Origin of the sequence: Hydrogenophaga taeniospiralis CCUG 15921, from assembly GCF_001592305.1 — a bacterium.
GTDB lineage: Bacteria > Pseudomonadota > Gammaproteobacteria > Burkholderiales > Burkholderiaceae_C > Hydrogenophaga > Hydrogenophaga taeniospiralis.
The window spans coordinates 385280-412101 of the sequence record NZ_BCWR01000006.1 but is presented as its reverse complement, the minus strand read 5'-3'; the positions used below and the strand labels follow the sequence as shown (position 1 = coordinate 412101).

The 26822-nt window shown below is 65.3% G+C and carries 22 protein-coding genes, 1 pseudogene and 1 riboswitch; of the genes and pseudogenes, 6 read left to right on the top strand and 17 right to left on the bottom strand.

Going from position 1 to position 26822, the window contains the following annotated elements:
* From HTA01S_RS26170 to metX, 3 genes are all read right to left on the bottom strand, one after another.
* Positions 1-1127, bottom strand: a 1127-nt coding sequence (locus tag HTA01S_RS26170; RefSeq protein WP_157572057.1) for an MCP four helix bundle domain-containing protein, incomplete at its 3' end; no start/stop codon positions are given.
* Between the two features lie 268 nt (positions 1128-1395).
* Positions 1396-1977, bottom strand: a complete 582-nt coding sequence (gene metW / locus HTA01S_RS10925; RefSeq protein WP_068170718.1) for a methionine biosynthesis protein MetW — start codon at positions 1975-1977, stop codon at positions 1396-1398.
* A complete protein-coding gene (gene metX, locus HTA01S_RS10920) occupies positions 1974-3149 on the bottom strand; it encodes a homoserine O-succinyltransferase MetX (RefSeq protein WP_068170716.1) in 1176 nt (391 codons plus the stop codon). The genes metW and metX overlap by 4 nt, the downstream gene beginning before the upstream one ends.
* A gap of 54 nt (positions 3150-3203) precedes the next feature.
* Positions 3204-3279: riboswitch (SAM riboswitch) on the bottom strand.
* A gap of 310 nt (positions 3280-3589) precedes the next feature.
* Between metX and HTA01S_RS10915 the strand changes: the two are divergent.
* Positions 3590-3998: pseudogene (locus HTA01S_RS10915) on the top strand (RNA recognition motif domain-containing protein).
* 72 nt (positions 3999-4070) lie between these two features.
* Here HTA01S_RS10915 and HTA01S_RS10910 read toward each other — a convergent pair.
* The 4 genes from HTA01S_RS10910 to HTA01S_RS10895 all read right to left on the bottom strand — a co-directional run bounded on the left by HTA01S_RS10910 (position 4071) and on the right by HTA01S_RS10895 (position 7273).
* A complete protein-coding gene (locus HTA01S_RS10910) occupies positions 4071-4886 on the bottom strand; it encodes an SDR family oxidoreductase (protein ID WP_068170714.1) in 816 nt (271 codons plus the stop codon).
* A gap of 40 nt (positions 4887-4926) precedes the next feature.
* Positions 4927-5583, bottom strand: a complete 657-nt coding sequence (gene lptC, locus HTA01S_RS10905; RefSeq protein ID WP_084236018.1) for an LPS export ABC transporter periplasmic protein LptC — start codon at positions 5581-5583, stop codon at positions 4927-4929.
* Positions 5580-6149: a KdsC family phosphatase gene (locus tag HTA01S_RS10900; protein ID WP_068170711.1), complete on the bottom strand. Its 570-nt coding sequence runs from the start codon at positions 6147-6149 to the stop codon at positions 5580-5582. Before HTA01S_RS10900 ends, lptC begins: the two co-directional genes overlap by 4 nt.
* Before the next feature lie 125 nt (positions 6150-6274).
* Positions 6275-7273 (bottom strand): KpsF/GutQ family sugar-phosphate isomerase, encoded by a 999-nt coding sequence (locus tag HTA01S_RS10895; RefSeq protein WP_068170710.1) that lies wholly within the window; start codon positions 7271-7273, stop codon positions 6275-6277.
* A gap of 70 nt (positions 7274-7343) precedes the next feature.
* Here HTA01S_RS10895 and HTA01S_RS10890 point away from each other — a divergent pair, with 70 nt between their 5' ends.
* Positions 7344-9329 carry a monovalent cation:proton antiporter family protein gene (locus HTA01S_RS10890; protein ID WP_068170860.1) on the top strand — a complete coding sequence of 662 codons (1986 nt, stop codon included), beginning with the start codon at positions 7344-7346 and terminating at the stop codon, positions 9327-9329.
* Between the two features lie 71 nt (positions 9330-9400).
* Positions 9401-9946: an adenine phosphoribosyltransferase gene (locus HTA01S_RS10885; RefSeq protein ID WP_068170707.1), complete on the top strand. Its 546-nt coding sequence runs from the start codon at positions 9401-9403 to the stop codon at positions 9944-9946.
* Between the two features lie 21 nt (positions 9947-9967).
* On the opposite strand, the gene HTA01S_RS10880 is transcribed toward HTA01S_RS10885, so the two are convergent.
* The 8 genes from HTA01S_RS10880 to rpmH all read right to left on the bottom strand — a co-directional run bounded on the left by HTA01S_RS10880 (position 9968) and on the right by rpmH (position 16966).
* Positions 9968-10639 carry a hypothetical protein gene (locus tag HTA01S_RS10880; RefSeq protein ID WP_068170704.1) on the bottom strand — a complete coding sequence of 224 codons (672 nt, stop codon included), beginning with the start codon at positions 10637-10639 and terminating at the stop codon, positions 9968-9970.
* Positions 10640-10724: 85 nt separating this feature from the next.
* Positions 10725-11216: a Crp/Fnr family transcriptional regulator gene (locus tag HTA01S_RS10875; RefSeq protein WP_068170701.1), complete on the bottom strand. Its 492-nt coding sequence runs from the start codon at positions 11214-11216 to the stop codon at positions 10725-10727.
* 133 nt (positions 11217-11349) lie between these two features.
* A complete protein-coding gene (locus tag HTA01S_RS10870) occupies positions 11350-12705 on the bottom strand; it encodes an LpqB family beta-propeller domain-containing protein (protein WP_068170697.1) in 1356 nt (451 codons plus the stop codon).
* A gap of 43 nt (positions 12706-12748) precedes the next feature.
* Positions 12749-14170, bottom strand: a complete 1422-nt coding sequence (gene mnmE, locus HTA01S_RS10865) for a tRNA uridine-5-carboxymethylaminomethyl(34) synthesis GTPase MnmE (RefSeq protein WP_068170694.1) — start codon at positions 14168-14170, stop codon at positions 12749-12751.
* A gap of 170 nt (positions 14171-14340) precedes the next feature.
* Positions 14341-16047, bottom strand: coding sequence for a membrane protein insertase YidC (gene yidC / locus HTA01S_RS10860; protein ID WP_068170692.1), 1707 nt, complete (start codon positions 16045-16047; stop codon positions 14341-14343).
* Positions 16044-16331, bottom strand: a complete 288-nt coding sequence (gene yidD / locus HTA01S_RS10855) for a membrane protein insertion efficiency factor YidD (protein WP_068170690.1) — start codon at positions 16329-16331, stop codon at positions 16044-16046. Before yidD ends, yidC begins: the two co-directional genes overlap by 4 nt.
* Entirely contained in the window at positions 16321-16761 is a 441-nt protein-coding gene (locus tag HTA01S_RS10850; protein WP_157572056.1) for a ribonuclease P protein component, read from the bottom strand. The genes yidD and HTA01S_RS10850 overlap by 11 nt, the downstream gene beginning before the upstream one ends.
* Positions 16762-16831: 70 nt before the next feature.
* Complete coding sequence (rpmH, locus tag HTA01S_RS10845; protein ID WP_066096666.1) at positions 16832-16966, bottom strand: 50S ribosomal protein L34; 135 nt, start codon at positions 16964-16966, stop codon at positions 16832-16834.
* Between the two features lie 224 nt (positions 16967-17190).
* Between rpmH and dnaA the strand changes: the two genes are divergently transcribed.
* The 3 genes from dnaA (at position 17191) to gyrB (ending at position 22712) form a co-directional block, all read left to right on the top strand.
* A complete protein-coding gene (gene dnaA / locus HTA01S_RS10840) occupies positions 17191-18597 on the top strand; it encodes a chromosomal replication initiator protein DnaA (protein WP_084236017.1) in 1407 nt (468 codons plus the stop codon).
* A 192-nt stretch (positions 18598-18789) separates the two neighbouring features.
* Positions 18790-19896 carry a DNA polymerase III subunit beta gene (gene dnaN / locus HTA01S_RS10835; RefSeq protein ID WP_068170683.1) on the top strand — a complete coding sequence of 369 codons (1107 nt, stop codon included), beginning with the start codon at positions 18790-18792 and terminating at the stop codon, positions 19894-19896.
* 179 nt (positions 19897-20075) lie between these two features.
* Complete coding sequence (gyrB, locus tag HTA01S_RS10830) at positions 20076-22712, top strand: DNA topoisomerase (ATP-hydrolyzing) subunit B (protein WP_174545187.1); 2637 nt, start codon at positions 20076-20078, stop codon at positions 22710-22712.
* Between the two features lie 143 nt (positions 22713-22855).
* Here gyrB and HTA01S_RS10825 read toward each other — a convergent pair whose 3' ends face one another.
* Both HTA01S_RS10825 and HTA01S_RS10820 read right to left on the bottom strand, forming a co-directional pair.
* Positions 22856-23650: a hypothetical protein gene (locus HTA01S_RS10825; RefSeq protein WP_157572055.1), complete on the bottom strand. Its 795-nt coding sequence runs from the start codon at positions 23648-23650 to the stop codon at positions 22856-22858.
* Between the two features lie 15 nt (positions 23651-23665).
* Entirely contained in the window at positions 23666-26821 is a 3156-nt protein-coding gene (locus HTA01S_RS10820) for a type I restriction endonuclease subunit R (RefSeq protein WP_068170673.1), read from the bottom strand.
* Position 26822 lies beyond the last annotated feature (1 nt).

The window sequence follows — 26822 nt, the reverse complement described above, 5'->3', positions numbered from 1 at the left end:
GCGAGGATGTTGGTCTGGAAAGCGATGCCGTCGATCACGCCGATGATGTCGGCGATCTTGCGGCTGCTGTCGTTGATGTCCTTCATGGTGTGCACCACCTGGCCCACGACCTCGCCGCCCTGCACCGCCACGCTGCTGGCGCTGGAAGCGAGCTGGTTGGCCTGGCGGGCGTTGTCGGCGTTCTGGCGGGCGGTGGAACCCAGCTGCTCCATGGAGGCCGAGGTTTCTTCCAGGGCCGAGGCCTGTTGCTCGGTACGGCTGGACAGGTCCGAGTTGCCCTGGGCGATTTCCGCGCTGGCCGTGGCCACGCTGTCCGCGCTGTGACGCACTTCGGACACCACCTTGGTCAGGGACGATTGCATGTCGTTCAGGGCATTGATCAGCGGCGTGAACTCGTCCCTGCTGCTGTTTTCCGCGACGCTGGTCAGGTCGCCGTCACGCACCCGCTCGGCCACGGCCTGCGACACCGCCACGCGCCGGCGCAGCAGACTCGCCACGTACCAGGAAAACGCCAGCAGGCTGCCTGCGATCACCAGCGCCAGGATGGCGATCAGGTTCGAGGTCGTCAGCACCCCTTTTTCGATGTGGGCGATGTCCTCGGTCAGGCCCTGCGCCTGGATCTGCCGTCCGCGATCGAGCTCGGCCAGCAGCAGATTGCGCGCGGGAATCGTCACGTCCACCAGGTAAGCGAAGGCTTCTTCCTTCTTGCCTTCACGGATCAGGGCAATGTTGGCTTCCCCGTATTTCCAGAACGCGGCCATCAGGGGCGGGAGCTTGGCGAAGTGCTCCTTGCCCTCTTTTGAAAACAGGCGTTTTTCGAAAGTCGCGAGGGTTTCGTCCATGCTGGTGCGCTTGGCGCCGATGTAGTTCAGCGTTTCATCCAGTTCCTGCGGGGTGCGCGCGAGGATGGAGTGCCGGATCTGCAGCGAGACCTGGGTCACGTTGAGCTCCAGCTTCGCCATGGCCTCCAGCTGGGGTACCCTGGTTTTTTCCGTGTTGTCGGCCAGATCGGCCGCATCACTCAAGTTGATGTAGGCGAAAGCGCCGAGTGCAGCGAGCGCCAGCGAAATGGCGATGCTGACCGCGTACAACCGCTTCGCAATCCCAAACGTAAATGCCGAGTTCATGTCGTTGTCCTGAGTGGTTGAGGCGCCGGTCTGTTCACAACCCACCCATCGGCGCCGCGACGTGCAGGTTGGTCGGAGGGGATTCGTTTGCGCCAGGCAGAACGCGACCCATCGTTGTTTGAACTATCGACCGACTTAAACCCGACTGAAGCCCGGATAAAGAGCGCCGCACCGGTGCATATGTGCGGTTTCTGGCAGACGAACGCGTTTTAAGCGTGCCCGGACGGGCACGAAGGCCGGCATCGCGCCGACCGCGCTGCGCTGCGCCTCAGCTGGAGAAGCGGAACACCGCCGTGCTGGCCAGCAGATTGGGCAAGGTGCGGACCTCGCGCCCTTCGTGCAGGCCGAAGCTGTCTTCGATGGTGAGGCCGTTGCGCCGCGCGAGCACCTCGAAGTCCCGGTAGGTGCCGACGCGGATGTTGGGCGTGTCGTACCACTGGTAGGGCAGACGTTTGGTCACCGGCATGTGGCCCTGCAGCACCGCCAGCCGGTTGGGCCAGTGGGCGAAGTTGGGGAAGGCCACGATGCCCAGGCGGCCCACGCGCGCGGTCTCCAGCAACATGGTCTGGGCATTGCGCAGGTGCTGCAGGGTGTCGATCTGCAGCACCACGTCGAAGGCGTCGTCGCCGAACATGGTCAGGCCGCCTTCCAGGTTGAGCTGCAGCACGTTGACACCGCGTTTCACGCAGGCCAGCACCTTGGCGTCGTCGATCTCCACGCCGTAGCCGCTGCAGCCGCGCGTGGCTTGCAGGTGCGCCAGCAGGGCGCCGTCGCCACAGCCCAGGTCGAGCACGCGCGAGCCCGGCGGCACGAGCCGGGCGATCGATTCCAGAATGGCTTTTTCGCTCATTTCGCGACCTCCGTGCCGGCCACCGTGTGCTCGAAGTAGGCCCGCACCGCCTGGTGGTAACGCGGGTCGTCGAGCAGGAAGGCGTCGTGGCCGTGCGGCGCGTCGATCTCGGCGTAGCTCACGTCGCGCCCGTTTTCCAGCAGGGCCTTGACCATCTCGCGGCTGCGCGCGGGCGAGAAGCGCCAGTCGGTGGTAAAGCTCACCAGCAGGAACCGGGCTTTCGCGCGCGCCAGCGCGGCGCTCAGGCTGCCGCCGTGTTCGCGCGCGGGGTCGAAATAGTCGAGCGCCCGGGTGATCAGCAGGTAGGTGTTGGCGTCGAAGTACTCGCTGAACTTGTCGCCCTGGTAGCGCAGGTAGCTCTCAATCTGGAACTCCACGTCCTGCGTGGTGTAGCGGTAGGCCAGCTCGGCGGTGTCGGCGGGGTCGTCCCCGTTGGCGGTGCGCAGCGAACGACCAAATTTCTCGTTCATCACGTCGTCGCTCAGGTACGTGATGTGGCCGATCATGCGGGCGATGCGCAGACCGCGCCGGGGCAGGGTGCCTTCGCGCAGGTAGTGGCCACCGTGGAAGTCGGGGTCGGTCACGATGGCGCGGCGCGCCACCTCGTTGAAGGCGATGTTCTCGGCCGTGAGGTTGGGCGCGCTGGCCACCACGATGGCGTGGCGCACACGCTCGGGGTACTGCAGCGTCCAGCTCAGCGTCTGCATGCCGCCCAGGCTGCCGCCCATGACGGCTGCCAGTTGCTCGATGCCCATGACGTCGAGCAGGCGCGCCTGCGCGTTGACCCAGTCTTCCACCGTGACCACGGGGAAGTCCGCGCCCCAGGGCTGGCCGGTGGCGGGGTTGGTGTGAGTGGGGCCGGTGGAGCCGAAGCAGGAGCCCAGGTTGTTGACGCCGATGACGAACCATTTGTCCGTGTCCACCGCCTTGCTAGGGCCGATCATGCTGTGCCACCAGCCCTCGCTGCGCGGCAGCGGCTGGCCGTTGGCGTCGGCGTGCCAGCCGGCGACGTGGTGCGAGGCGTTGAGGGCATGGCACACCAGCACCGCGTTGGAGCGGTCGGCGTTGAGCGTGCCGTAGGTTTCCACCACCAGCTCGTAAGCAGGCAGTGTCGCGCCGCTCTTCAAGGGCAACGGCGTATCGAATCGGAACGTTTGGGGCGTGACGATCACTGGTGCTTCCCTGCGCGGCAGGGTCCAAAAACAAAAAACCCGGTGCCGCCAAGAGCGAGACCGGGAATCTCCCCTTTAGCGGCATTTCTAAAGCGCCCGCAATCTGGATCAAATCGGCGCTGGTGGCGAGTATAGATGGAAGCGGCAGGCTCGCGCAGCCCCCTCCCGGCGTCAGGAACCACCAGGCCAGCGCTCGCCGAGCGTTTCGCGGATACGGCGTGCCTCGAGGACGTCGGTGTTGTTATTCCGCATCGCGGTATGAGCGGCTTGACGGGCCGGGAAAAAATGTCCCTGCTGATGGGGCATTGGGCGCATAATGCCCACGCGAGTGTCTTGAAACCTCGCTTGACCAGTGATCGGTTGGTTTCGCGTGCTACAGGTTTTTGTGTGCTAACGGGGCTCCATCGCTATTTTTCTCAGTGTTATTAGGAGTCCCAACCATGGGCAACAAACTGTACGTGGGCAACCTGCCTTACACCGTGCGCGACGAAGACCTGCAGCAAGCTTTCAGCGCCTACGGCTCTGTCAACAGCGCCAAAGTCATGATGGAACGTGACACCGGCCGCTCCAAAGGCTTCGGCTTTGTGGAAATGGGCAGCGATGCCGAGGCACAGGCCGCCGTTGAAGGCATGAATGGTCAGTCCCTGGGTGGTCGTAGCCTCGTCGTGAACGAAGCCCGTCCGATGGAAGCCCGCCCCCCCCCGTACCGGTGGTGGCGGCTTCGGCGGTGGCCGCAGCGGTGGCGGCGGCTTTGGTGGCGGTGGCGGCAGCGACGGTGGTTTCCGCAGCCCCTACGGCGGCGGTGGCCGTCGTGAAGGTGGTGGCGGTGGTGGCCGCGGCGGTTACTGATCGCCCTTACCAGACCGCTTCAGCGATCTGAACATCCCAAAAGCCCTCAGGCTCCGCGCCTCGGGGCTTTTTTCATGCCCCGGGGTTGTGCGGCTGGGGCTCCCGGTGCTTGCGTGGCCGCCCGGCCAGCAGACGGTCGTACACGGGGTTGGGCAACACGCGCAACAGCTTGGCCACCACACCCATCTGCCAGGGAATGACGCGGTAACTGGTTTGTGCGCCGATGGCGTCGAAGGCCCGGTCGGCGAACGTGTCGGCACTCAACAGGAAGGGCATGGCGTAACGGTTTTTCTGCGTCAGGGGGGTGTCCACGTAGCCCGGCAACAGTGTCACCACCGCCACGCCACTGCCACGCAGTTCGCCACGCAGGCTTTCGCAGTAGGCCACCACGCCGGCCTTGCTCGCGCAATAGGCACCGTGCCCGGGCAGACCACGAATGGCCGCCACGCTGGCGATGCCCACCAGGCTCCCGCTGCCGCGCGCCACCATGGCGTTCAGGAAGGGGTGGAAGGTGGCGGCCAGACCGGTGTTGTTGGTGGCGAAGGTGCGGGCCATCACGTCGACATCACCTCGCTCGGCCGTGTCCATGCCGATGCTGATGCCGGCGTTCGCGATCACCACATCGGGCACCCCCTGAGCGGCCATGCACGCCAGACCGGCGGCCACGATGCTGTCGGTGTCGGCCACATCGGCGCTGTAGACACGGCAACGCTCGGGCCCATGGCCCTGTGCATCGGCCCAGGCCTGCAGTTCGGCGCTGCGCCGGGCCACCAGTGCCAGCCGGTACCCTGCGCGCGCGAACCGGCTGGCCAGCGCCTGGCCGATGCCACTGGAGGCCCCGGTGATGAAAACCAGCGGGGTGGCGAGAGGTGGATAAAGTGCTGCCATGGACTCCGGAATCAGGTCTGCCAGCCTCGGGGCGCAACGGTCAGCGCGGGGCGAGCTGGGCGCGCACGCGCCCGCTGAGCACCGCCACACGGCTGTCCCCGCGGTAGTCCAGCACGTCGGCGGTGATCTGGTCCCGGCCACGGATCAGCAAAACGGGCCGGTTCGACTCAATGTGCTCGGGATCGAGCGTGATGCGCAGGTATTCCCCATGGAACTCCATGCGGGGCTGCAACTCGCCGGCGGCGTTGCGCCCCGCCTGCCGCACCACCGATGCGTTGCCTTCAAGAATGAACACCGTGCTGTCGCCGTTGCTGGTCACCTTTTCCGCGGTGGCCACGGTCAACAAACGCTGGGGGTTGTACGAACGGATGCGGGCGTCGTCGATTTCGATGGTGTCCGTGTCCGGATGGTGGCGCGCCTCGACCCCATAGACCTCGGTGGTGAGCGCGCCCACCGGATCGAACACCTTGACCGAGAAGCGGCGCATGAAATAGTCGGGTTCGTGGGTCGGAGGGCGGGCCGCCACCGGCAGTTCCGGCTCCGGGGTGGAGGCCAGCAGCCAATAGGAAGCCAGGGCCAGCAAGCCCATGATCAACACCGGCAGGTAGATGGAGATCTGGTCCCAGAACCGGCTCGGGCTGAACCCCGATCGACGAACCACGCTCAAGTCAGGCACGCTGGGGGCGGTTGTGCTCATCGGGCGGCCATTTCCAATTCCCGCGCATAGCGGCCACCGGCCACCAGCAACAGATCGCACAGCTCACGCACGGCACCCGCGCCGGGCTGTCGCTGCGTCACGTGGTGGGCCAGCGCCAGCGCCTCGGGGTGGGCGGTGGGCGGCACGCAGGCGAACGCGGCACGGCGCAGCAGGGGCAGGTCGGGCCAGTCGTCGCCCATGGCCGCGGCCTCGGCCCAGTCCAATCCCAGTTCGGCCAGGATGGCCTCGGCCGCCGGGCACTTGTCTTCGGTGCCGAAACGGGCGTGGGTCACGCCCAGGGCACCCAGGCGCTGGCGCAGAGCGGCCGAATCGCGCCCGGTCACCACCGCGGGCGTGATGCCGGCGCGCTGCAGCAGTTTGATGCCGTGACCGTCGAGGGTGTGGAAACGCTTGATCGTTTCCCCGCTTTCGGTGAAATACAGCCCGCCGTCGGTCAGCACCCCGTCCACGTCAAAAAACACCACGCGCACGGACTGCGCGCGCAGCAACAGCTCGGGCGCAAAGTTCAGTGTGGGACGCAGTGGTGGCAATTCGGACAAGGACATGGGGCAATGCTAACTGGAGAGGATGCGTTCGAGTGGAGTGCCTTCGCGCCAGGGCGCCGCGGAACCGGCTTTGCCGGGCCGCCAGCGCCGTCCCCCAGCGGGAAGCTGCACAGCGGCGCAGGGGGTCAGATCACTTTCGCTCGCATCAGATCGTTGCTGTTGAGCGCGCCCGACAGACGACCCAGCTCGTCCACCACCAGCACGCTGGTGATGCGGCTGGCTTCCATCAGACCTGCGGCCTCCACCGCCAGCGCTTCGGCGCGCACGGTGCGGGGGTTGGGGTGCATCACATCGCGCGCGGACAAGGCGCGCAGATCCGCGCTGCTGCCGGTCCTTTCGATCAGTCGGCGCAGGTCGCCGTCGGTGAAGATGCCCAGCACCCGGTTGTCCGCGTCCACGATGGCGCTCATGCCCAGGCCCTTGGCGCTGATCTCGCGCATGAGGTCCATCAGCCCGGCTTCCCGCGGGACGCGGGGCACGGCATCGCCGCTGCGCATCACATCGCTCACATGGGTCAGCAGCTTGCGCCCCAGCGAGCCACCGGGGTGGGAACGGGCAAAGTCGTCGGCCTTGAAGCCACGCGCGTCGAGCAGGGCGACCGCGAGCGCGTCGCCCATCGCCAGTTGCGCGGTAGTGCTGGCCGTGGGCGCCAGGTTGTGTGGACAGGCCTCTTTCTCCACCGAGGCGTCCAGCACCACGTCGGCATGGCGGCCCAGGGTGGAGTCGCCACGCCCGGTGATGGCCAGCAAGGGAACGCCCATGCGCTTGATCAGCGGCAGGATGGCGGTGAGCTCTTCGCTCTCGCCGCTGTTGCTGATGCCCAGCACCACGTCGTCCGCGGTGATCATGCCCAGGTCCCCGTGGCTGGCCTCGGCCGGGTGCACGAACATCGCCGGCGTACCGGTCGAGGCCAGCGTAGCGGCGATCTTGCGACCGATGTGCCCGCTCTTGCCCATGCCCATCACGACCACCCGACCCCGGCTCTTCAGCACCAGCTCCAGGGCGGCCACAAAGCGCTGGTCCAGGCGCAGGGCCATCGCGGCAACCGCCTGGGCTTCGATATCGAGGGTCTCGCGCGCCAGGGACAGGGCCCGGGAGGGATCGAATGTGGAAGGCAAACTCATCCTTGGATTATCACAGCAGGACCACGCCAGACCACCGTCCGGAGCGATCGGCGCCCGTTAACATCCGATGATGAATTCGCTCGACATTGCCCTGCTGTACCTGCTCGCTGCCGTGTTGGGGGTGGTGGGCTGCCGCATGCTCAAGCTGCCGCCCATGCTGGGGTATCTGGTGGTGGGCGTACTGATCGGGCCCAACGCCCTGGCGCTGGCACAGGATTCCGGCGGCATCCGCTACCTGGCGGAATTCGGCGTGGTGTTCCTGATGTTCGTGATCGGACTCGAATTCAGCCTGCCCAAGCTGCGCGCGATGAAGCGCCACGTGTTCGGTCTGGGGCTGTCGCAGGTGGCGCTGACCGTGCTGCTGACCACCGCCGCCTCGCTGCTGCTGGCGCTGGTGCTGCCGACCTGGTGGAACGTGTCGTGGCAGATCGCGGTGGCGCTCGGGGGCGTCATGGCCATGAGCAGCACGGCCATCGTCATCAAACTGATGGCCGAACGCCTGGAACTCGAGTCCGAACACGGCAAGCGTGTGCTGGGCATCCTGTTGTTCCAGGACCTGGCCGTGGTGCCGTTGCTGGTGCTGATTCCAGCCCTGGGCGCAGCCCCGGAAAATCTGCTGCCCGCGCTGGGGTGGGCCCTGTTCAAGGCGGTGGTGCTGCTGGGCGTGCTGCTCACGGGCGGCCAGCGGCTGATGCGCTGGTGGCTCACGCTGGTGGCGCGGCGCAAGAGCGACGAGCTCTTCATGCTCAACCTGCTGCTGATCACGCTGGGACTGGCCTGGCTCACCGAGCACGCCGGCCTGTCGCTGGCCCTGGGGGCCTTCGTGGCCGGCATGCTGATCTCCGAGACCGAGTACAAGCACCAGGTGGAGACCGACATCCGACCGTTCCACGACGTGCTGCTGGGCCTGTTCTTCATCACCATCGGCATGACGCTGGACTGGCGCCTGGTGCTGGACCTCTGGCCGCTGGTGCTGCTGCTGCTCTCGCTCTCGGTGGCCTTCAAGCTGGCGCTGATCACCGGCCTCACCCGCGCGTTCGGCGCGTCCATGGGAGTGGCTCTGCGCACCGGCCTGTATCTGGCGCAGGCGGGTGAATTCGGCCTAGTCCTGCTGACACTGGCGGGGCAGAACAACCTGGTGCCGCCACAGCTGTTCAACCCCATCCTGGCCTCCATGGTGCTGTCCATGCTGGCCACGCCGTTCGTGATCATGTACACCAACGACATCGTCACCCGCGTGGTCGGCAGTGACTGGCTGATGCAGTCGGTGCAGATGACCAGCATCGCGCGCAAGGCGATCAACACCGACAAGCACGTCATCATCTGTGGCTACGGCCGCTGCGGGCAGAACCTGGCCCGCCTGCTCGAAGCCGAACACATTCCCTACATGGCGCTGGACCTCGACCCCGACCGGGTGCGCCAGGCCGCGGCGGCCGGCCATTCGGTGGTCTACGGCGATGCGGCGCGCCTGCAGGCGCTCATGGCCGCCGGCCTGCACCGTGCCAGCGCCGTGGTGGTGACCTACCTCGACACCGCCAGCGCGCTCAAGGTCCTGCACCACACCCACGAGCAGGCGGTGAACGTGCCGGTGGTGGTGCGTACGGTGGACGACGGCGATCTGGAGAAGCTGCGCCAAGCCGGCGCCACCGAAGTGGTCCCTGAAGCCATCGAAGCCAGCCTGATGCTGGCCAGCCACGCGCTGGCGTTGGTCGGCGTGCCAATGCGGCGCGTGATCCGCGTGGTGCAGGACCAGCGCGATGCCCGCTACAGCCTGCTCAAGGGCTACTTCCACGGCGCCGACGACGATGGCGCCGACGAAATCGAACACGAACGGCTCAACACCGTGACACTGCCCGCCGCCGGGCGCCACGTGGGCAAGACCCTGGGCAGCCTGGCGCTGGAAGCCATCGGCGTGCGCGTCGCCAGTCTGCGCCGCGCCAGCGGGCAGCCCGCCCGCTTCGATGACGACACTGTGCTCGAAAGCGGTGACACCTTGGTGCTCAGCGGCAAGGCCCCGGCCCTGGCCCTGGCCGAAGACAAGCTGCTGACAGGCTGACGCCAGCGCCAACCCTTTCTGGCGCAGAATGACCGCTGCCCAGCCCGCCGACCCCCATCCTTCCACAACCCATGGACACGTCCGCCTACCTCCGGTCCCACATCCGCACCGTCCCTGACTGGCCCGCGCCGGGCGTGATGTTCCGCGACATCACGCCGCTGCTGCAGGATCCCAAGGTCTTTCGGGTGCTGATCGATGCGTTCGTGCACCGCTACATGGATGCGGCGTTGCGCCCCACCGTCGTGGCCGGCCTGGACGCACGCGGCTTCATCATCGGGTCCGTGTTGGCCTACGAGCTGGGGGTGGGCTTCGTGCCGATCCGCAAGAAGGGCAAGCTGCCGTTCACCACCGTGCAGGAGACCTACGAACTGGAATACGGCAGTGCCACGGTGGAGCTGCACACCGATGCGGTCAAGGCGGGGGACCGTGTGGTGCTGATCGACGACCTGATCGCCACCGGCGGCACCATGATGGCCGGGCGCCGCCTGCTCGAAAAACTCGGGGCCGAGGTGATGGAGGGCGCCGCCATCGTGGATCTGCCCGAACTGGGTGGCTCGGACAAGCTGCGGGCTTCGGGCCTGAAGCTGTTCACGCTGGTCGATTTCGCCGGGCACTGAGAGCCCGGCGCGGCAGCGGCCTCAGAGTTTGCCGTACTGCGTGTCGCTCAGCGCGGAAAAGTCGCTGTGCGATTCAGGCACCGGCAGGTGCAGCTCCGAATCGGGCTGGCCACGGGTGGGCGCTTCGCCACTCTGCAGCGCACGGCGAAACGCCTCGACCTCGTCCCGGGCCACCGTCTGCACGCGCTCGGGCATCTTCGGGCGCGGAGGCACCGGAATCGAGGTGGCGCTGATCAGTTCGGTTTCGCGCCGGGTCTGCGCCGACACGGCCGCCCTGAGCGCGATGCCATGCTGGTCGTGTCCGGGCTTGCGCCGCCAGTAGACCGAGCCCACCGTCATCTCGTGGCGAGCACTCGCGCTCGCCTGGATCCAGCGCTCGATCTCCAGCAGGTATTCATCGGGCATGGCCTCGGCAGGCAAAGCCAGATCCACCAGAACCAGGAACTTGTCGCCGTTGCTGTCCAGTGTGAGCACCTTGAACTCGTAGCTGGTGGAGAGCACTCCTCCGCGGATCAGCGATTCGCGCACCACCGAAAACAGCTGCTCGCGGCGCAGGATGCGCCGCCCGCGCCGGGGCGAGATCAGCGGCAGCGTGGTCTGGCCAAACGACTTGCGCGGTCGCCCTCGCGAGCCCTTGGAAGCCTTGGCGGGATGGGATGTGTTTTTGGCGCGCAGCCAGCTGAATAGGGACATGATGGAAGTGTGCAGGACAGCTGCGGCCAGTATAGAGAAAAAGTGTGAGCCCGCCGGTGCATGTCATACACACCGGGTAGGCCATTCAAGTCACGGCCACTCTCTTGGGCTTGTTGTACATGCGGCGCGCCAACACGGCCGACATCGCCACCGTGAGTTCCAGGGCGATCTCCGGGTAACGCGTGGACAGTTCGCGAAAGCGCAGGGGCGTCAGACACCAGAGTCGGCTGGCGCTGCCGGCATGCACGGTGGCACTGCGTGGCAAGTGGCTGAAGAACGCCCCTTCACCGAGCAGCGATCCCGCCCCCACCACCGCGATGCGAACGCGCTCGCGGCTGTCTTCGTAGTGCACGGTCAGGCTGCCGCTTTCGACGAAATACACGGTGCGGTCCTTGACCCCTTGTTCGATCAGCACCTGCCCCTGCTGCAGGGTCACCGGCTGCAGGTAGTTGGCCAGCGTCTGCCACTTGGCGTCGTCCAGATTCAGCGGCACCGCATCCAGCGCATTGCTGTGGGCCATCGCCTGGGCAAGGCCCATGACGTCGGCACGCTCGGTATGGGGCAAGGACGCATTCATCCTCTTACCTTACCCGGGCGCGGTCGCTCGACGCAAGCACGCGTTTACCCCTGCTTACAGTTGGGTTCCGGGCGGTGGGCATTTGGCGCCAGACGGTGTTCGCGACGGGACGGCTGTCGCGGACACGCGAAACTCAAAGGCTCTCAGCCTCTTGGGCCCCGGACCGATCGGGCCGCCATCGGCGAAGGCTGCTGGCCAAGGTCCGCAGCGGCGCGGTGATGCGCCAGGAGTGGCTGCGCGCCACGGCGTCCATATGCCGCTGCTGTTGCAGCAGGGCCTGCTGCAACGCCTCGATGTCGGCCAGACGGTCTTGCGCCAGGCGACGTTGTTGTTCCAGCGCCTGCTCGACGCCCGCCATCTCCGCCCGGTGTTGCGCCAACAGCTGCTCCCTCGAACGGCTCAATCCCAGGAGATGGCGCGCCCAGCGGGTCGGCTCCGCGGCGGTCCAGCCAGGCTGTGAAGGCGTGCAAGGCAAGGTACTCGTCGATGGCCGCAGGACAGCGGGCAGTTCAAAAAAAGCGAGCGGCTGCTCATGGCAGGTGGTGGCGAAGACGTGGTTGCTGCGGTCGATCGCGATGCCTTTGGGACCCCCTTCCTGGGGATTGTGGCGGCCGCGCAGAAAGCTGGCCTGATCCACCGTGCGCAGGGTCTGCAGCGGCTGGAATTCACCGCACCAGCCATCCTCGGAACAGCCGTAGAGCTGGACAAACGGCTCGCCCGCGTCGGCCACCAGAATGAAACTGTCGTCGCTCGTGAAGCGCAGCCCATGGGGATAGCTGACCCCCCGCAACACCCCCGCGGGTTGGCTGCCGGGGTCGAGCGTGGCAGCGTTGGGGTACACAAACACGCAGTGGTGGTTGTGGTTGCTCACGGCGATCCAGCGGCCGTCGTGGCTGAGGGCGATGCCATCGGGAATGTCCAGACCATCGGCCAGCAGGACCGAGGCCATGTCCGACGTGGCCGGCTGCTCCAGATTCAGCAGGTGCTGGGAGACCGTGTGTGCGTAGTTGTTGCACAGCAGCACCTCGATCCAGCCATCTCCCAGACGGGCGGCCGCCACCGAGCCGGGCGTGTGCGCGGCACCCAAAGGCCCGATGCCGAGCATGTGCAAGGGCTCGATGTGCAGCGACCGCTCCGGCGGCCCCACCAAGGGGATGTGAAGCACCGGCGCTTCGCCCTGGCGGTTGGCCACGATCAGCGTCTGGTCGTCCAGCCAGAACACGCCATGGGGATAGACCAGGGCGTCCGAGCGGACTTCCAGGTAGTCGATCAGGCGGATGGACCCGCCCTGGGCGAGTGGCGGCACCTCGATGTCCAGCACCAGCAGCTGGTTCTTCAGGTGCCCCACCAAGGCCAGGCGTTGGTTGTTCGGCGAAAAGTGCAGGTCTTCCGTGCGCCCGATCCGGGCGATAGCGGACCAGATATGCGCGTCGGCCTCACAGGGCAGGGGGCTCGCATCCCGCGCGTTGACGTCGGCTGCCGGGATCATGGAAGCATCCCCTGGCGGCGACGAGCACGTCGGGCGGAACATGTCATTTCCCGATGCAAAAGCGCGAGAAGATCTCGCCCAACAGGTCGTCGGCACTGAACTCCCCGGTGATTTCCCCCAGGGCGTGCTGCGCCAGGCGCAGCTCTTCGGCCAGCAGGTCCAGGTGCTCGGCCTGCGCGGACAGCCAGGTGGTCGCGCCATCGAGATGATGGCCCACGCGTTGCAGCGCCTGCAGGTGGCGCTCGCGCGCCATGAACAGCCCGTCGCCCGCGTGCTGCCAGCCCGCCAGCGTCAGCAGCCGCTGGCGCAAGGCCTCCAGCCCGTCGCCCTGTCTGGCCGACAGCACCAGGTCCCCGTGCAGCAAGCGCGGCTCCAGTGCAGCGCGGGCGGCGGCGTCCATCTGGTCCACCTTGTTCCACACCTGCAGCACGGTGACGTCCGCCGGCAGGGCCGCCGCGATGGCGGCGTCGTCGGCCTGGTACGCAGGCAGATGGCAACGCGTGAGGTCGTGCAGGAACAGCACCGCGTCGGCCCCCTGTATCTGACCCCAGGCGCGCGCAATGCCGATTTTTTCCACTTCGTTCACATCCGGGCTGTCGCGCAGGCCTGCGGTGTCGATCACGTGCAGCGGCACGCCCTCGATCTGGATCGTCTGCTGCACCACGTCGCGTGTGGTGCCGGCGATCGGCGTGACGATGGCGAGCTCGGCGCCGGCCAGTGCGTTGAGCAAGGAACTCTTGCCCGCGTTGGGTTGCCCGGCGATCACCACCTTGAGGCCGTCGCGCAGCAGCGCACCCTGACGCGCCTGGGCCTGCACACCCGCGAGCGCATCGCGCAGGCGCTGCAGCTGGCCGGCAGCGTCGGCCTGCTTCAGGAAATCGATCTCTTCCTCGGGGAAATCCAGCGTCGCCTCCACCAGCATGCGCAGGTGGATCAGGGCATCGCGCAAGGCGTGGATGCGCTGGGAAAACACGCCGGCGAGCGAACGGCTGGCGCTGCGCGCGGCGGCCTCGGTGCTGGCATCGATCAGGTCGGCCACGGCCTCGGCCTGGGCCAGATCGAGCTTGTCGTTGAGAAAGGCCCGCTCGGTGAACTCACCGGGCCGCGCCGGGCGCAGGCCGGGCAGCCGCGGCGGGACCTCGACAGCGGCAGACTGTGCCACGGCGAGGCAGCGCGCCAGCAGCAACTGCAGCACCACCGGGCCGCCGTGGCCCTGCAGTTCCAGCACGTCTTCGCCGGTGTAGGAATGGGGCCCGGGAAACCACAGGGCCAGGCCGTGGTCAATCGGCTGGCCGTGTTCGTCCGGGAAAGGCAGGTAGGTTGCCTCGCGCGGCCTGAGATCGCGCCCGAGCAGGGCCTGCACAAAAGCCCCCAGCCCACGCCCCGAGACCCGCACGATGCCCACCGCCCCACGGCCCGGTGCGGTGGCGATGGCAACGATGGGGTCGCGGGAAGCTGCAAGCATAGGTAACAAGCATAAAGGGCAATGCCCGGAAACCAACAAAAAGGGCCTGCAAAGCAGGCCCAAGAAGGAGGGGAGGATGTCCCCCACCAAAGACACCGAGGGTCCGGCTCCGCCGGCCCAAGGTGTCGTCCCCCTCCCAGGGGGGAAGCCGCGTCAGCGGCGCAGGGGGGTCATTTGAATTTGGGCATGTTGAACTTCAGCGGCACGCCCAGGCGCTTGTTGATGAAGGACTGCTGCGCGATGGTCAGCACGTTGTTGGTGATCCAGTACAGCACCAGACCGGCCGGGAAGAAGAAGAACATGACCGAGAACATCAACGGCATCATCCACATCAGCTTGGCCTGCAGGGGATCGGGCGGCAACGGGTTGAGCGCGGTCTGGATCATGGTGGTGACGGCCATCACCAGCGGCAGGATGTAGAACGGATCGGGCGATGAGAGGTCGGTGATCCAGGCCATCCAGGGCGCGTTGCGCATTTCCACGCTGGACAGCAACACCCAGTAGAGCGCGATGAACACCGGGATCTGGATCAGGATCGGGAAACAGCCCCCCAGCGGGTTGACCTTTTCTTCCCGGTACATCTTCATCATCTCCTGCTGCATCTGCTGCGGGTTGCCCTTGAGGCGCTCGCGCATTTCCATGATGCGGGGATTGATCTTCTTCATCTTGGCCATGCTGCGGTAGGCGCTGGCATTGAGCCAGTAGAACGCCGCCTTGATCAGCACCACCAGCAGCACGATAGCCCAGCCCCAGTTCTGCACGAAACCGTGGATCTTCTCCAGCAGCCAGTACAGCGGCTTGGCCAGGATGGTGAGCCAGCCGTAGTCCTTCACCAGTTCCAGACCGGGGGTGATGAGCTCCAGCACTTTTTCTTCCTGTGGGCCGATGAACAGACGCGACGGCACGCTCTGACTCTGGCCGGGTGCGACCGCGGGCAGGGTGGTGATCGCGCCCACGGCGTACAGGTTGTTGTCGATGCGGCGGGCAAAGTTGTCGCGCGCCACACCGTCGGCCAGCAACCAGGCCGACGCAAAGTAGTGCTGCACCATGGCCACGTAGCCGTTGGTCGCGGTCTTTTCGAAATTCGCCTTGTTCTTCTCGATGTCGGTGAACTCGATCTTCTGGTACTTCTGCGCCTCGGTGTAGACCGCCGGACCGGTGAAGGTGGAGTAGAACGGCGTCTCGCTGCTGAGCTTGTTGCCGTCGCGCACCAGTTGCAGGTAGAGCTGCGGGCTCACGGGCTGGCCACTGTTGTTGACCACCTCGTGCTGCACACCGATGTCGTAGCGGCCACGGGTCAGCGTGTAGGTCTTGACCAGCTTCACGCCACCAACTTCGGCCGACTCAAAGCGCACCTGGAGTTCGTTCTGGCCATCGGCCAGGGTGGTGCTGCCCGGCACCAGCGTCATGGGGGTCTTGTGGGTCGGAAAGGTCCCGCCGATCAGACCGGTCTGGGCCACGTAGGTGCGGTTGGCGTCCTGGGTCAGCAGGGTGAACGGTTGTTTCTGCTGGTCCTTGCTGGAGCCCGTGGCCTCGGCGTGCTTGAACAGCTGCGCGCCGATCACCGAACCCCCTTCGGTGTTGAACACCAGCTTGAGCACATCGGTGCTGACCTCGACGCGTTGCGCCACCGCGCTGGGCGCACCGGCCGGGGCTTCGCCGCTGGCCTGCGCAGCCGGCTGACCCACCGCCGCCGGCAGGCTCGCATCGCCGGCCGCAGCGGGCGCCGTGCCGGCGGGCGTGGCCTGGCTGGCCACCGGGGCCGAACCCGGGAAAAAGGTGGGTTTTTGGCCGTTGTGGATTTGCCACTTGTCCCAGATCAGGACCATCGAAAGACCAAAAACTATCCACAGGATGGACCGACGGATGTCATTCATGACGGGTTCTTCTTTTCTGAGGAAGGTGAAATCAGACCGGAAAACAGGCCGGGGGCGACCTCCGGGACCGGGTCGCAACCACCGGCGCACCACGGTTGGCAGCGGCCCAGCCGCTTGAGCGTGAGGTAGCTGCCCGCCAGCGCTCCGTGGCGCTCCAGCGCGCCGATGGCGTACACCGAACAGCTCGGCTCAAAACGGCAACTGCTGCCCAGCCAGGGACTGAGCAGCAGCCGGTAGCCCTTGACCAGGCCGAGCAGCCCCAGACGCGGCCAGTCAGACAGCATGGAAATCCCCTGAAGCAGAGGTGGCGTGGCCGGGCACCGCAGCGGCGCCCCGGGGAGCCACACGCTCCAGCAACTGGACGAGTTCGGCCCGCACCGCGCGCTTGAGGGCGTCGGATGTGGCGCTCACGAACTGCTGGCGACTGAACTCGCTGCGCAGTCGCACCACCAGCGCCGCCTGGGGCAGGCCGCCCGCTTTCTCGCGGGCCACTTCGTAGATCTGGCGGCGGATCGCATTGCGCGTCACAGCGCGCTTGGCCCAGCGCTTGGGCAGGAGCACGCCCAGCCAGGCATCGGCCACGGGAAACAGCGCCCGACCTTCGTGGGCGCTGCTCAGCGCCGCACGGTGCAGGGCAAAGTGGGGGGTTTTGGCCACAGGGGAACCCGCCATGACGGCCTGGAACTGCTGCCGTGACCTGAGCCGCTGGACCACTGCTGAACCACCAGGCCCGGTCAGTGCGAGGGTCGGCCAGGCCGACGCCGGCGGCACGGCATGCGCGGGCTCAGACAGCCAGACGCTTGCGGCCCTTGGCGCGACGAGCGTTGATCACAGCACGGCCACCACGGGTCTTCATGCGAACGAGAAAGCCGTGGGTGCGGGCGCGTTTGATTTTGGAAGGCTGGTAGGTGCGTTTCATGATGGCTCGGTAAAAATCGGGGAAACCCGCAATTATCGCAAAGAAACCCGATGTGCGGCAAGCACTTGGCGGCATTTCTCGCCACGCCATCTCAGCATCGGGAAATTCCGGGGGCTCCGACCGGGGGTCCGGCGCGCCTTGTGGATAAGTCGCCGGCCGCACTACAATGCCCGGTCCGCCCCGAGTCATTTGTCCACAACAACAGCGCATCCGCCATCTCCAGCATGATCGAGGGCACCCCCCCAGCCACCCTGTCCACCGACGTCCAGTCTCTCTGGCAAACCTGCGTGGACCGGCTGGCCCGGGAAATTCCCGAACAGCAGTTCAACACCTGGATCCGCCCGCTCTCGGGCCAAGTGTCCGAGGACGGTGCCAAGGTGGTCGTGGCGGTGGGCAACCGTTTCAAGCTCGACTGGATCCGGGCCCAGTATGCGGCCCGCATCACCGCGCTGCTGGAGGCCGTTCAAGGCGCTCCCGTGACGCTGGAGTTGGCACTCGCTCCGCGCGAAGGCCCCAGCCGCACGTCACCGGCGCCGCGGACCGTGCAGGAACAGGTGCTGGCCGAGCTGCCCGATCTGGCGCCCGCCGAGGCGGTCAGCCCCAACGCCCCCAAGACCCGGCTCAACCCGGCGCTGACGTTCGGCACCCTGGTCGAAGGTTCGGCCAACCGCATGGCGCGCGCCGCCGCCATGCACGTGGCCGGCAGCCTGGGCCAGCTGTACAACCCGCTGTTCATCTATGGCGGCGTCGGCCTGGGCAAGACCCACCTGGTGCACGCCATCGGCAACCATCTGCTGGCCGACCGTCCACAGGCCAAAGTTCTCTACATCCACGCCGAGCAGTTCGTGTCGGATGTGGTCAAGGCCTACCAGCGCAAGACCTTTGACGAGTTCAAGGAGCGTTACCACTCGCTGGACCTGCTGCTGATCGACGACGTGCAGTTCTTCGCCAACAAGGAGCGCACGCAGGAAGAATTCTTCAACGCTTTTGAGGCCCTGCTGGCGCGCAAGTCGCACATCGTGCTGACCAGCGACACCTACCCCAAGGGCCTGGCCGACATCCACGAGCGCCTGGTTTCGCGCTTCGATTCGGGGCTGACGGTGGCCATCGAGCCGCCAGAGCTGGAAATGCGGGTGGCGATCCTGATCAACAAGGCGGCGGTGGAAAACGCCGTGATGCCCGAGGAAGTGGCGTTTTTCGTGGCCAAGAACGTGCGCTCCAACGTGCGCGAACTCGAAGGCGCGCTGCGCAAGATCCTGGCCTACAGCCGCTTCAACCAGAAGGACATCTCGATCCAGCTGGCGCGCGAGGCGCTGAAAGACCTGTTGTCGATCCAGAACCGGCAGATCAGCGTGGAGAACATCCAGAAGACCGTGGCCGACTATTACAAGATCAAGGTCGCGGACATGTATTCCAAGAAGCGCCCGGCCAGCATTGCCCGGCCGCGCCAGATCGCCATGTTCCTGGCCAAGGAGTTGACCCAAAAAAGCCTGCCCGAGATCGGCGAGCTGTTTGGCGGGCGGGATCACACCACGGTGCTGCACGCGGTGCGCAAGATCGGCGCCGAGCGGCAGCAGAACACCGAGCTCAACCAGCAGTTGCACGTGCTGGAACAGACCCTCAAGGGATGAGCCCCGCGATGCCCGGCCCGGTCCAACGCATCCCCCGCCACGGAGCGCCGCGCCTGCACGGAAGCTTTTGCCGTCTGCGTTTGCAAAACGGCGAAAATAGAGTGGTTTGGCCCCCGGCCGGCTTTCACGGGACGCCACCAGAGAGCGCCAACGGCGAGCGCACCCAGCCAACCAGAGACGAAAGAGTCTGACATGATCGTTTTGAAATCGACCCAGGACAAAGTATTGGCTGCTCTGCAGTCGGTCGCGGGCATCGTGGAACGCCGCCACACCCTGCCGATCCTGGCCAACGTGTTGCTGCGCAAGACCGGCTCGGCCGTGCAGCTGACCACCAGTGACCTGGAAATCCAGATCCGCACCACGGCGCAGCTCGATGGCGACGACGGCAATTTCGCGACCACCCTGGGTGCGCGCAAGCTGATCGACATCCTGCGCACCATGCCGGCCGACCAGTCGGTCAGCCTGGAGTCCAGCGCCGGCAAGCTGGTGCTGAAAGGGGGCAAGAGCCGCTTCACGCTGCAGAGCATGCCGGCCGAGGACTTCCCGCTGGTGCAGGAATCGGCCAGTTTCGGTCCGGTGTTCAGCGTGCCGCAGAAGACGCTGAAAAGCCTGCTGGGTCAGGTGTCGTTTGCCATGGCGGTGCACGACATCCGCTACTACCTCAACGGCATCCTGTTCGTGGCCGAAGGCCGGCAGCTCAGCCTGGTGGCCACCGACGGCCACCGCCTCGCGTTCGCCAGCGCCACGCTGGACGTGGAGGTGCCGAAACAGGAAGTGATCCTGCCGCGCAAGACGGTGCTGGAGTTGCAGCGCCTGCTGTCCGACAAGGAAGGTGCGATCGAGATGCAGTTCGCGGCCAACCAGGCCAAGTTCAGCTTTGACGGCATGGAGTTCGTCACCAAACTGGTCGAGGGCAAGTTCCCCGACTACAACCGCGTGATTCCGAAGAACCACAAGAACATCGTCACCCTGGGTCGCGCACCGCTGCTGGCCTCGCTGCAGCGCACCGCCATCATGACGAGCGAGAAGTTCAAGGGCGTGCGCCTGAACATCGAACCCGGCGTGCTGCGTGTGGCATCGAGCAACGCCGAACAGGAAGAGGCCGTGGACGAGCTCGACATCGACTACAACGGCGACACGATCGAGATCGGTTTCAACGTGACCTACCTGATCGATGCGCTGCAGAACATGAGCCAGGAAATGGTGCGCATCGAGCTCTCCGACGGCAACAGCTCCGCGCTGGTCACCAACCCCGACGACAACGCCTTCAAGTACGTCGTCATGCCGATGAGGATTTGATTCCCCGGAACATGGACGCCCCCTGCAGCGCCTGCGGCGCTACCCCTCACTGGGGGGCGCCAGCAGCGGACCGGCAAAGCCGGATCCACGCTGGCCTGGACGGGAGCCCGTCATGCCGCCACCTTTGTCCGACCCGCACTTTGCGGGTTTGGCGTTTCTAGAAGTCAGAGAGATTCACCATGTCCGAAGCCAACCAGCCCGCAGAACCCGGAACCGATGCCGTCCATACGGGTGAGGCAGGGTCCGCCAGCTCCAACTTCCAGCCCACCATCGACGCCCATCAGGCCGGTGCGAGCGAAGGTTATGGCGAAGGCGCGATCCAGATCCTGGAGGGCCTGGAGGCGGTGCGCAAGCGGCCCGGCATGTACATCGGCGACACGTCCGACGGCACCGGCCTGCACCACCTGGTGTTCGAGGTGGTGGACAACTCGATCGACGAGGCCCTGGCCGGCCACTGCGACGACATCGTCGTCACCATCCACAGCGACAACTCGATCTCCGTGGTGGACAACGGCCGCGGCATCCCCACCGGCGTGAAAATGGACGACAAGCACGAGCCCAAGCGCTCGGCCGCCGAGATCGCGCTGACCGAGCTGCACGCCGGGGGCAAGTTCAACCAGAACAGCTACAAGGTCTCGGGTGGCCTGCACGGTGTGGGCGTGTCCTGCGTGAACGCGCTGAGCCAGTGGCTGCGCCTGACCGTGCGACGCGAAGGCAAGGTGCACCAGATCGAGTTCGCGCGCGGCTTCGTGCAGAACCGTATCGTCGAGACGGTGGACGGCGTCGAGGTTTCGCCCATGAAGGTGAGCGGCGCCACCGAGAAGCGCGGCACCGAGGTGCACTTCCTGCCCGACTACGACATCTTCCGCGAGAACGCCGACTTCCACTACGAGATCCTGTCCAAGCGCCTGCGCGAGCTCAGCTTCCTGAACAACGGCGTGCGCATCCGCCTGAAGGACGAGCGCAGCGGCAAGGAAGACGACTTCTCCGGCGCCGGTGGCGTCAAGGGTTTTGTCGATTTCATCAACAAGGGCAAGACCGTCCTGCACCCCAACGTGTTCCACGCGCTGGGCGACCGCGCGAGCGACCAAGGCACCAACATCGGTGTGGAAGTGGCCATGCAGTGGAACAGCGGCTACAACGAACAGGTGCTGTGCTTCACCAACAACATCCCGCAGCGTGACGGCGGCACCCACCTCACCGGCCTGCGCGCGGCGATGACGCGCGTGATCAACAAGTACATCGAAGAAAACGAGTTCGCCAAGAAGGCCAAGGTCGAGGTCACCGGCGACGACATGCGCGAGGGCCTGTGCTGCGTGCTCAGCGTCAAGGTGCCCGAGCCCAAGTTCAGCAGCCAGACCAAGGACAAGCTGGTGTCCAGCGAAGTGCGCGGCCCGGTGGAAGACATCGTGAGCCGCCTGCTGAGCGACTACCTGCAGGAGCGCCCGAACGACGCCAAGATCATCTGCGGCAAGATCGTCGAAGCCGCCCGCGCCCGCGAGGCCGCGCGCAAGGCCCGCGAGATGACGCGCCGCAAGGGCGTGCTCGACGGCATGGGCCTGCCCGGCAAACTGGCCGACTGCCAGGAAAAAGACCCGGCACTGTGCGAGATCTACATCGTCGAGGGTGACTCCGCCGGCGGCTCGGCCAAGCAGGGCCGCGACCGCAAATTCCAGGCCATCCTGCCGCTGCGCGGCAAGATCCTGAACGTGGAGAAAGCGCGCTACGAAAAGCTGCTCACGTCCAACGAAATCCTCACCCTCATCACCGCGCTGGGCACCGGCATCGGCAAGGCCGGCGGTGAAGGCGGCGGTGGCAACGGCGGCACCGGTGCGGACGACTTCAACGTCGCCAAGCTGCGCTACCACCGCATCATCATCATGACCGACGCCGACGTGGACGGCGCGCACATTCGCACCCTGCTGCTCACCTTCTTCTACCGGCAGATGCCCGAGCTGGTGGAACGCGGCCACATCTACATCGCCCAACCGCCGCTCTACAAGGTGAAGGCCGGCAAGGAAGAGCTGTACCTGAAAGACGCCCCGGCGCTCGACGGCTTCCTGCTGCGCATCGCCCTGAAGGACGCGAAAGTGGCCACCGGCGGCGCCACCAACACGCTGCTGGAAGGCGACACCCTGGGCGAACTCGCGCGCAAACACCAGGTGGCCGAGAGCGTGATCGCCCGCCTGTCCAACTTCATGGACGCAGAGGCCCTGCGCGCCATCGCCGACGGCGTGAGCATCAACCTCGACACGGTGGAACAGGCCGAGGCCAGTGCCGTCGCGCTGCAGGACAAGCTGCGCGAACTCACCACCACCGGCGTGCCCGCCGAAGTGACGGCCGAGTTCGACGCGCGCAGCGACAAACCGGTGCTGCGCATCAGCCGCCGCCACCACGGCAACATCAAGAGCAGCGTGCTCACGCAGGACTTCGTGCACGGCGCCGACTACGCCGCGCTGGCCATCGCGGCCGAGACCTTCCGCGGCCTGCTCGGCGAGGGCGCCAAGGTCATGCGCGGCGAAGGCGACAAACAGAAGGAAGAGAAAGTGGCGGACTTCCGCGTCGCCATGCGCTGGCTCATCAGCGAAGCCGAGCGCACCACCAGCCGCCAGCGCTACAAAGGCCTGGGCGAGATGAACCCCGCCCAGCTCTGGGAAACCACGATGGACCCCAACGTGCGCCGCCTGCTGCGCGTGCAGATCGACGACGCGATCGAAGCCGACCGCGTGTTCACGATGTTGATGGGCGACGAGGTGGAGCCACGGCGCGATTTCATCGAAACGAACGCGCTGAGGGCGGGGAACATAGACGTCTGATCGTTTCTGCAAACCTTTCTGCAGACCGCCTCTCCCAACGGTTTGCAGAAAGAAGTAAGTCTTTGATTTTTAAAGACTTACTGTCAAAGCCATAAGCGAACCACCCGCTTATGGCTTTTTGTTTTCTGCATGGCAACCATGCGTCACTGTGGCGTTGGCAATCGGGTGGCTTGAAGTTCAAGACCGTCTCTGGCAATGACGCGTGCCTTCTTCAGCGACACGTCCAGAAAAGCGATGTGCGACGAAGAGCTGTCAATCAGGTAACCCTCGCCAATCAACTTGCCCTCCTTCAAAAGGCGAATGCATGCACCTTTCGATGCAGCGCATCCTGTGGCGAAGTCTTGGGCCTGTTTCACAGCAACCTCTTCTCCAATGCCTTTCCCAATGACGGCAGGAATGCCTGCCAACAAGAACAAGACAAGGGTGATGGGCAGCAGGGCCGCAGCGATCACCCCACCCACGACTGAAATCAGGAAAAACCGGCGCGCCCAGCCTGGCCACTTTGAGACCCGATTCGGTGTGTCCACCCGGGTCCCGAACGGACTCCAAGATCCGAAAACGATCGCGAGATACAGCGCGACGGTTATTCCAGACAGGATCACCCATGGCGCATTCTTCAATAGTGCGGTGAAGGCTATGCCCAAGGCGCTCCAGATGCCGTAATAGCCCTGAATCACCAGCCAGTCGGTCGACTTGGGAAACTGCCCAGCATCGATTCCCCACTGCGACAAATACGTCTGGTGAATCGCACTGCCTATCAGGTGAAGAAGTACCGCAGAAGCCCCCATCAAGACGGAAGTCACCGTCAGGAATCCTTGCCAAGTCCACTTCGGCAACCGCATTGAACGGGCGTTGTGATTGAGCTGGCCTGCGTCTTGGCTGTCAGCAGCGATGGCTGATCCTGCGGTCCGAGTTTCTTGTGGATTCGGTTCACTCAATTTGGGTGTCCAGCATCATTTCGACCACTCATTCGACAGCGACTCCGCCTGCTTCAGCACCAGCTCCACGGCTTCAGGTTGCTGGTCGGGCGGGTACTTCCACTTCTGCAGTGTTCGACGCACCAGGATACGCAACCGAGCCCTTACGCTCTCGCGCACTTGCCAGTCCACCGAGGTGCTGTTGCGTAGCTTCTCGGTGATTTCGACGGCGATCTTTTTCAGAATGTCGTCACCCAAGTCGCGTACCGCGCTCTCGTTGTTGGCCAGCGCGTCGTAGAAAGCGATTTCGTCCGGGGTCAGGCCCAGTGCGGCCTCACGCTCCAGCACGGCCTGGAATTCCTTGGCCATCTGGATCAGCTCTTCGATGACCTGCGCGGTTTCAATGGCCCGGTTGTGGTACTTGCGCAGCGTCTCCAACAGCCGGTCGCCGTATTTCTTTTCCTGCACCACGTTGTTGCGCGCGCGGGCCTTGATCTCGTCACGCAGCAGCTTCTCCAGCAACTCCACGGCCAGATTCTTCGTCTTCATCTGGCGCACGTCTTCCAGAAACTCGTCCGACAGCAACCCGATGTTAGGCTTGTCCAACCCGGCCAACGCAAAGATGTCGGCCACACCATCGGCCACGATGGCGTTGTCCAGGATCTGTTTGAGCGCGCTGTTCTTGTCTTCCGTGGTGCGCTTCTTGTCCACCGTGGTGAACTTGGTGATGGCCGCCTTGATCGCTGCAAAGAAAGCAATCTCTCTGCGCAGGGCGCTGGCTTCGTCCAGCGTGCCACAGAGCGAGAACGCCTTGCTCACCGCGGTCATCACATCCAGAAACCGCGTTTTCCCGTCTTTCAGGCCCAGAAGGTGGTTGGCCGCGGGCACCAGCAGCGGCACCGCATCGGTCTCGAAGGCGCTGTAGTCAAAGCCGTGCATCAGCCCGCGCACGATGTCCATCTTCTCCAGCAGCACGGCCAGCGCCTCGGCGGCGTTGTGCGTGGGGTCGCCTTTGCCTTTTGACTCTGTGTAGGTTTTCAGCGCGGCCTTCAGTTCGCCGGCAATGCCGATGTAGTCCACCACCAGGCCACCGGGCTTGTTCTTGAACACCCGGTTTACCCGCGCAATCGCCTGCATCAGGTTGTGGCCCTTCATGGGTTTGTCCACGTACATGGTGTGGCAAGAAGGCGCGTCAAAACCCGTGAGCCACATGTCTCGCACGATCACCAGCTTGAGCGGGTCCTTCGGGTCTTTGAAGCGCTTTTCCAGCCGCTTCTTCACCTTGTGCGTGTACAGGTGTGGCTGCAGCAGCGCCTTGTCTGCCGCTGAGCCGGTCATCACGATCTTGATGGAGCCCTGCTCCGGGTCGGCGTTGTGCCAGTCCGGGCGCAACGCCACGATGGCGTTGTAGAGCTGCGCGCAAATGTCGCGGCTCATGCACACGATCATGGCTTTGCCCTCGATGGTGCTGATGCGCGCATCGAAGTGCTCCACCAAGTCCGTGGCCACCTGCCGAAGGCGCGGCTCGGCACCCACCAGCTTTTCCAGCGCAGCCCATTCGCTCTTGGTCTTCTCGCGGCTGGCGGCGTCTTCTTCGTCTTCGACGACTTCGTCCACCAAGACATTGAGCGCGTCGATCTCGGCCTGCTTCACGTCCAGCTTGGCCAGCCGGCTCTCGTAGAAGATCGGCACCGTGGCGCCGTCATCCACCGCGTCCTGGATGTCGTAGATGCTGACGTAGTCGCCAAACACCGCGCGGGTGTCCTTGTCTTCCAGCGCAATCGGCGTGCCGGTGAAGCCAATGAAGGTGGCGTTCTTCAGCGCGTCGCGCAGGTGTTTGGCGTAACCAAACACGTACTTGCCGGTCTTGGTGTCCAGCCGGCCTTTTGTGCCGTACTGGCTGCGGTGCGCCTCATCCGACATCACCACGATGTTCGAACGGTCCGACAGCAGCGGGTGCGCCTCTTCGCCCTCCAGCAGCGCGAATTTCTGAACCGTGGTGAAGATGATGCCGCCCGCCTCGCGCGAGGCCAGCATGTCCCTCAGCTCGTCGCGCCCCGTCGCCTGCACCGGGTTGGTCCGCAGCAAGTCGCTGGCCGCGCTGAAGGTGGCAAACAGTTGCCCATCCAGGTCGTTGCGGTCGGTCACCACCACCAGCGTGGGGTTCTTCATTTCAGGTTGCTGCCGCAACTTGCCCGCGTAGCAGGCCATGGTGATGCTCTTGCCCGAGCCCTGCGTGTGCCACACCACGCCCGCCTTGCGCGAGCCGGGTTGCACCTCTTTGCCGTAGGTAGCGCGTTCCTCGCGCACCTCCAGCAAGCCCTTGTCGGCGTCCTGCGCGGCGATCACCGTGGCGCGCACCGCCTCGCGCACCGCGTGAAACTGGTGGTAGCCCGCGATCTTCTTGACGATGCTGTCGCCGTCCTGCTCAAACAGCACGAAGTACCGCACGTAATCCAGAAACAGCTCGGGCTTGAAGAAGCCGCGCACCAGCGTTTCCAGCTCCATCTGCAGGCGCGGGCGGTCGTCCTCATTGGCGATGGTGCGCCAGGGCAGCATGCGCTCGGCATCCGCCGTGAGTGCGCCCACACGCGCCGTCCAGCCGTCGCTGATCACCAGCGCCGCGTTGCAATTGAACAAGTCCGCCGTCTCGTCCTTGTAGGTTTGCAACTGGTTGAACGCGTCCCAGATGTCGGTCTGCTCGTTCGCCGGGTTCTTGAGCTCGATCACCGCCAGCGGCAGGCCGTTGATGAAGACCACCAGGTCTGGCCGGCGCGGCTGCTTGCTGCCCGACACCGTGAACTGGTTGACCACCAGAAACTCGTTGTTCGTGGGGTTGGCAAAGTCGATCATGCTGACCAGGTCGGTCTTCTTGCCTTCGCCATGGGGGTTGGCAAACGTCACATCCACCCCACCCAGCAGCAGCCGGTGCACCGCCCGGTTGCGCACCACCAGCATGGGCTCGCTCACGGTCTGCAGCGTGTGCACCGCCTGCTCCAGCGCCACGGCCGGAATCTGGGGGTTGATGCGGGCCAGGGCCGCCAACAACCGGTCGCGCAGGATGACCTGCCGGAAGTCGGCTCTTTCTGGTCGGTCGCCTTCCGGGGCCATATCTGGCCCGTGGGCGAACTGCCAGCCCGTCTGCTGGAACCAGCCGATGCACAGGTCTTCGAGTTGTTGTTCGTTCAGCATC

Excerpts from the sequence above, each read along its gene's own strand:
- metW (WP_068170718.1), bottom strand. The coding sequence starts at position 1,977 with ATGAGCGAAAAAGCCATTCTGGAATCGATCGCCCGGCTCGTGCCGCCG.
- HTA01S_RS10910 (WP_068170714.1), bottom strand. The coding sequence starts at position 4,886 with ATGGCAGCACTTTATCCACCTCTCGCCACCCCGCTGGTTTTCATCACC.
- lptC (WP_084236018.1), bottom strand. The coding sequence starts at position 5,583 with ATGAGCACAACCGCCCCCAGCGTGCCTGACTTGAGCGTGGTTCGTCGA.
- HTA01S_RS10900 (WP_068170711.1), bottom strand. The coding sequence starts at position 6,149 with ATGTCCTTGTCCGAATTGCCACCACTGCGTCCCACACTGAACTTTGCG.
- HTA01S_RS10895 (WP_068170710.1), bottom strand. The coding sequence starts at position 7,273 with ATGAGTTTGCCTTCCACATTCGATCCCTCCCGGGCCCTGTCCCTGGCG.
- HTA01S_RS10890 (WP_068170860.1), top strand. The coding sequence starts at position 7,344 with ATGAATTCGCTCGACATTGCCCTGCTGTACCTGCTCGCTGCCGTGTTG.
- HTA01S_RS10885 (WP_068170707.1), top strand. The coding sequence starts at position 9,401 with ATGGACACGTCCGCCTACCTCCGGTCCCACATCCGCACCGTCCCTGAC.
- HTA01S_RS10880 (WP_068170704.1), bottom strand. The coding sequence starts at position 10,639 with ATGTCCCTATTCAGCTGGCTGCGCGCCAAAAACACATCCCATCCCGCC.
- HTA01S_RS10875 (WP_068170701.1), bottom strand. The coding sequence starts at position 11,216 with ATGAATGCGTCCTTGCCCCATACCGAGCGTGCCGACGTCATGGGCCTT.
- HTA01S_RS10870 (WP_068170697.1), bottom strand. The coding sequence starts at position 12,705 with ATGATCCCGGCAGCCGACGTCAACGCGCGGGATGCGAGCCCCCTGCCC.
- mnmE (WP_068170694.1), bottom strand. The coding sequence starts at position 14,170 with ATGCTTGCAGCTTCCCGCGACCCCATCGTTGCCATCGCCACCGCACCG.
- yidC (WP_068170692.1), bottom strand. The coding sequence starts at position 16,047 with ATGAATGACATCCGTCGGTCCATCCTGTGGATAGTTTTTGGTCTTTCG.
- yidD (WP_068170690.1), bottom strand. The coding sequence starts at position 16,331 with ATGCTGTCTGACTGGCCGCGTCTGGGGCTGCTCGGCCTGGTCAAGGGC.
- rpmH (WP_066096666.1), bottom strand. The coding sequence starts at position 16,966 with ATGAAACGCACCTACCAGCCTTCCAAAATCAAACGCGCCCGCACCCAC.
- dnaA (WP_084236017.1), top strand. The coding sequence starts at position 17,191 with ATGATCGAGGGCACCCCCCCAGCCACCCTGTCCACCGACGTCCAGTCT.
- dnaN (WP_068170683.1), top strand. The coding sequence starts at position 18,790 with ATGATCGTTTTGAAATCGACCCAGGACAAAGTATTGGCTGCTCTGCAG.
- gyrB (WP_174545187.1), top strand. The coding sequence starts at position 20,076 with ATGTCCGAAGCCAACCAGCCCGCAGAACCCGGAACCGATGCCGTCCAT.
- HTA01S_RS10820 (WP_068170673.1), bottom strand. The coding sequence starts at position 26,821 with ATGCTGAACGAACAACAACTCGAAGACCTGTGCATCGGCTGGTTCCAG.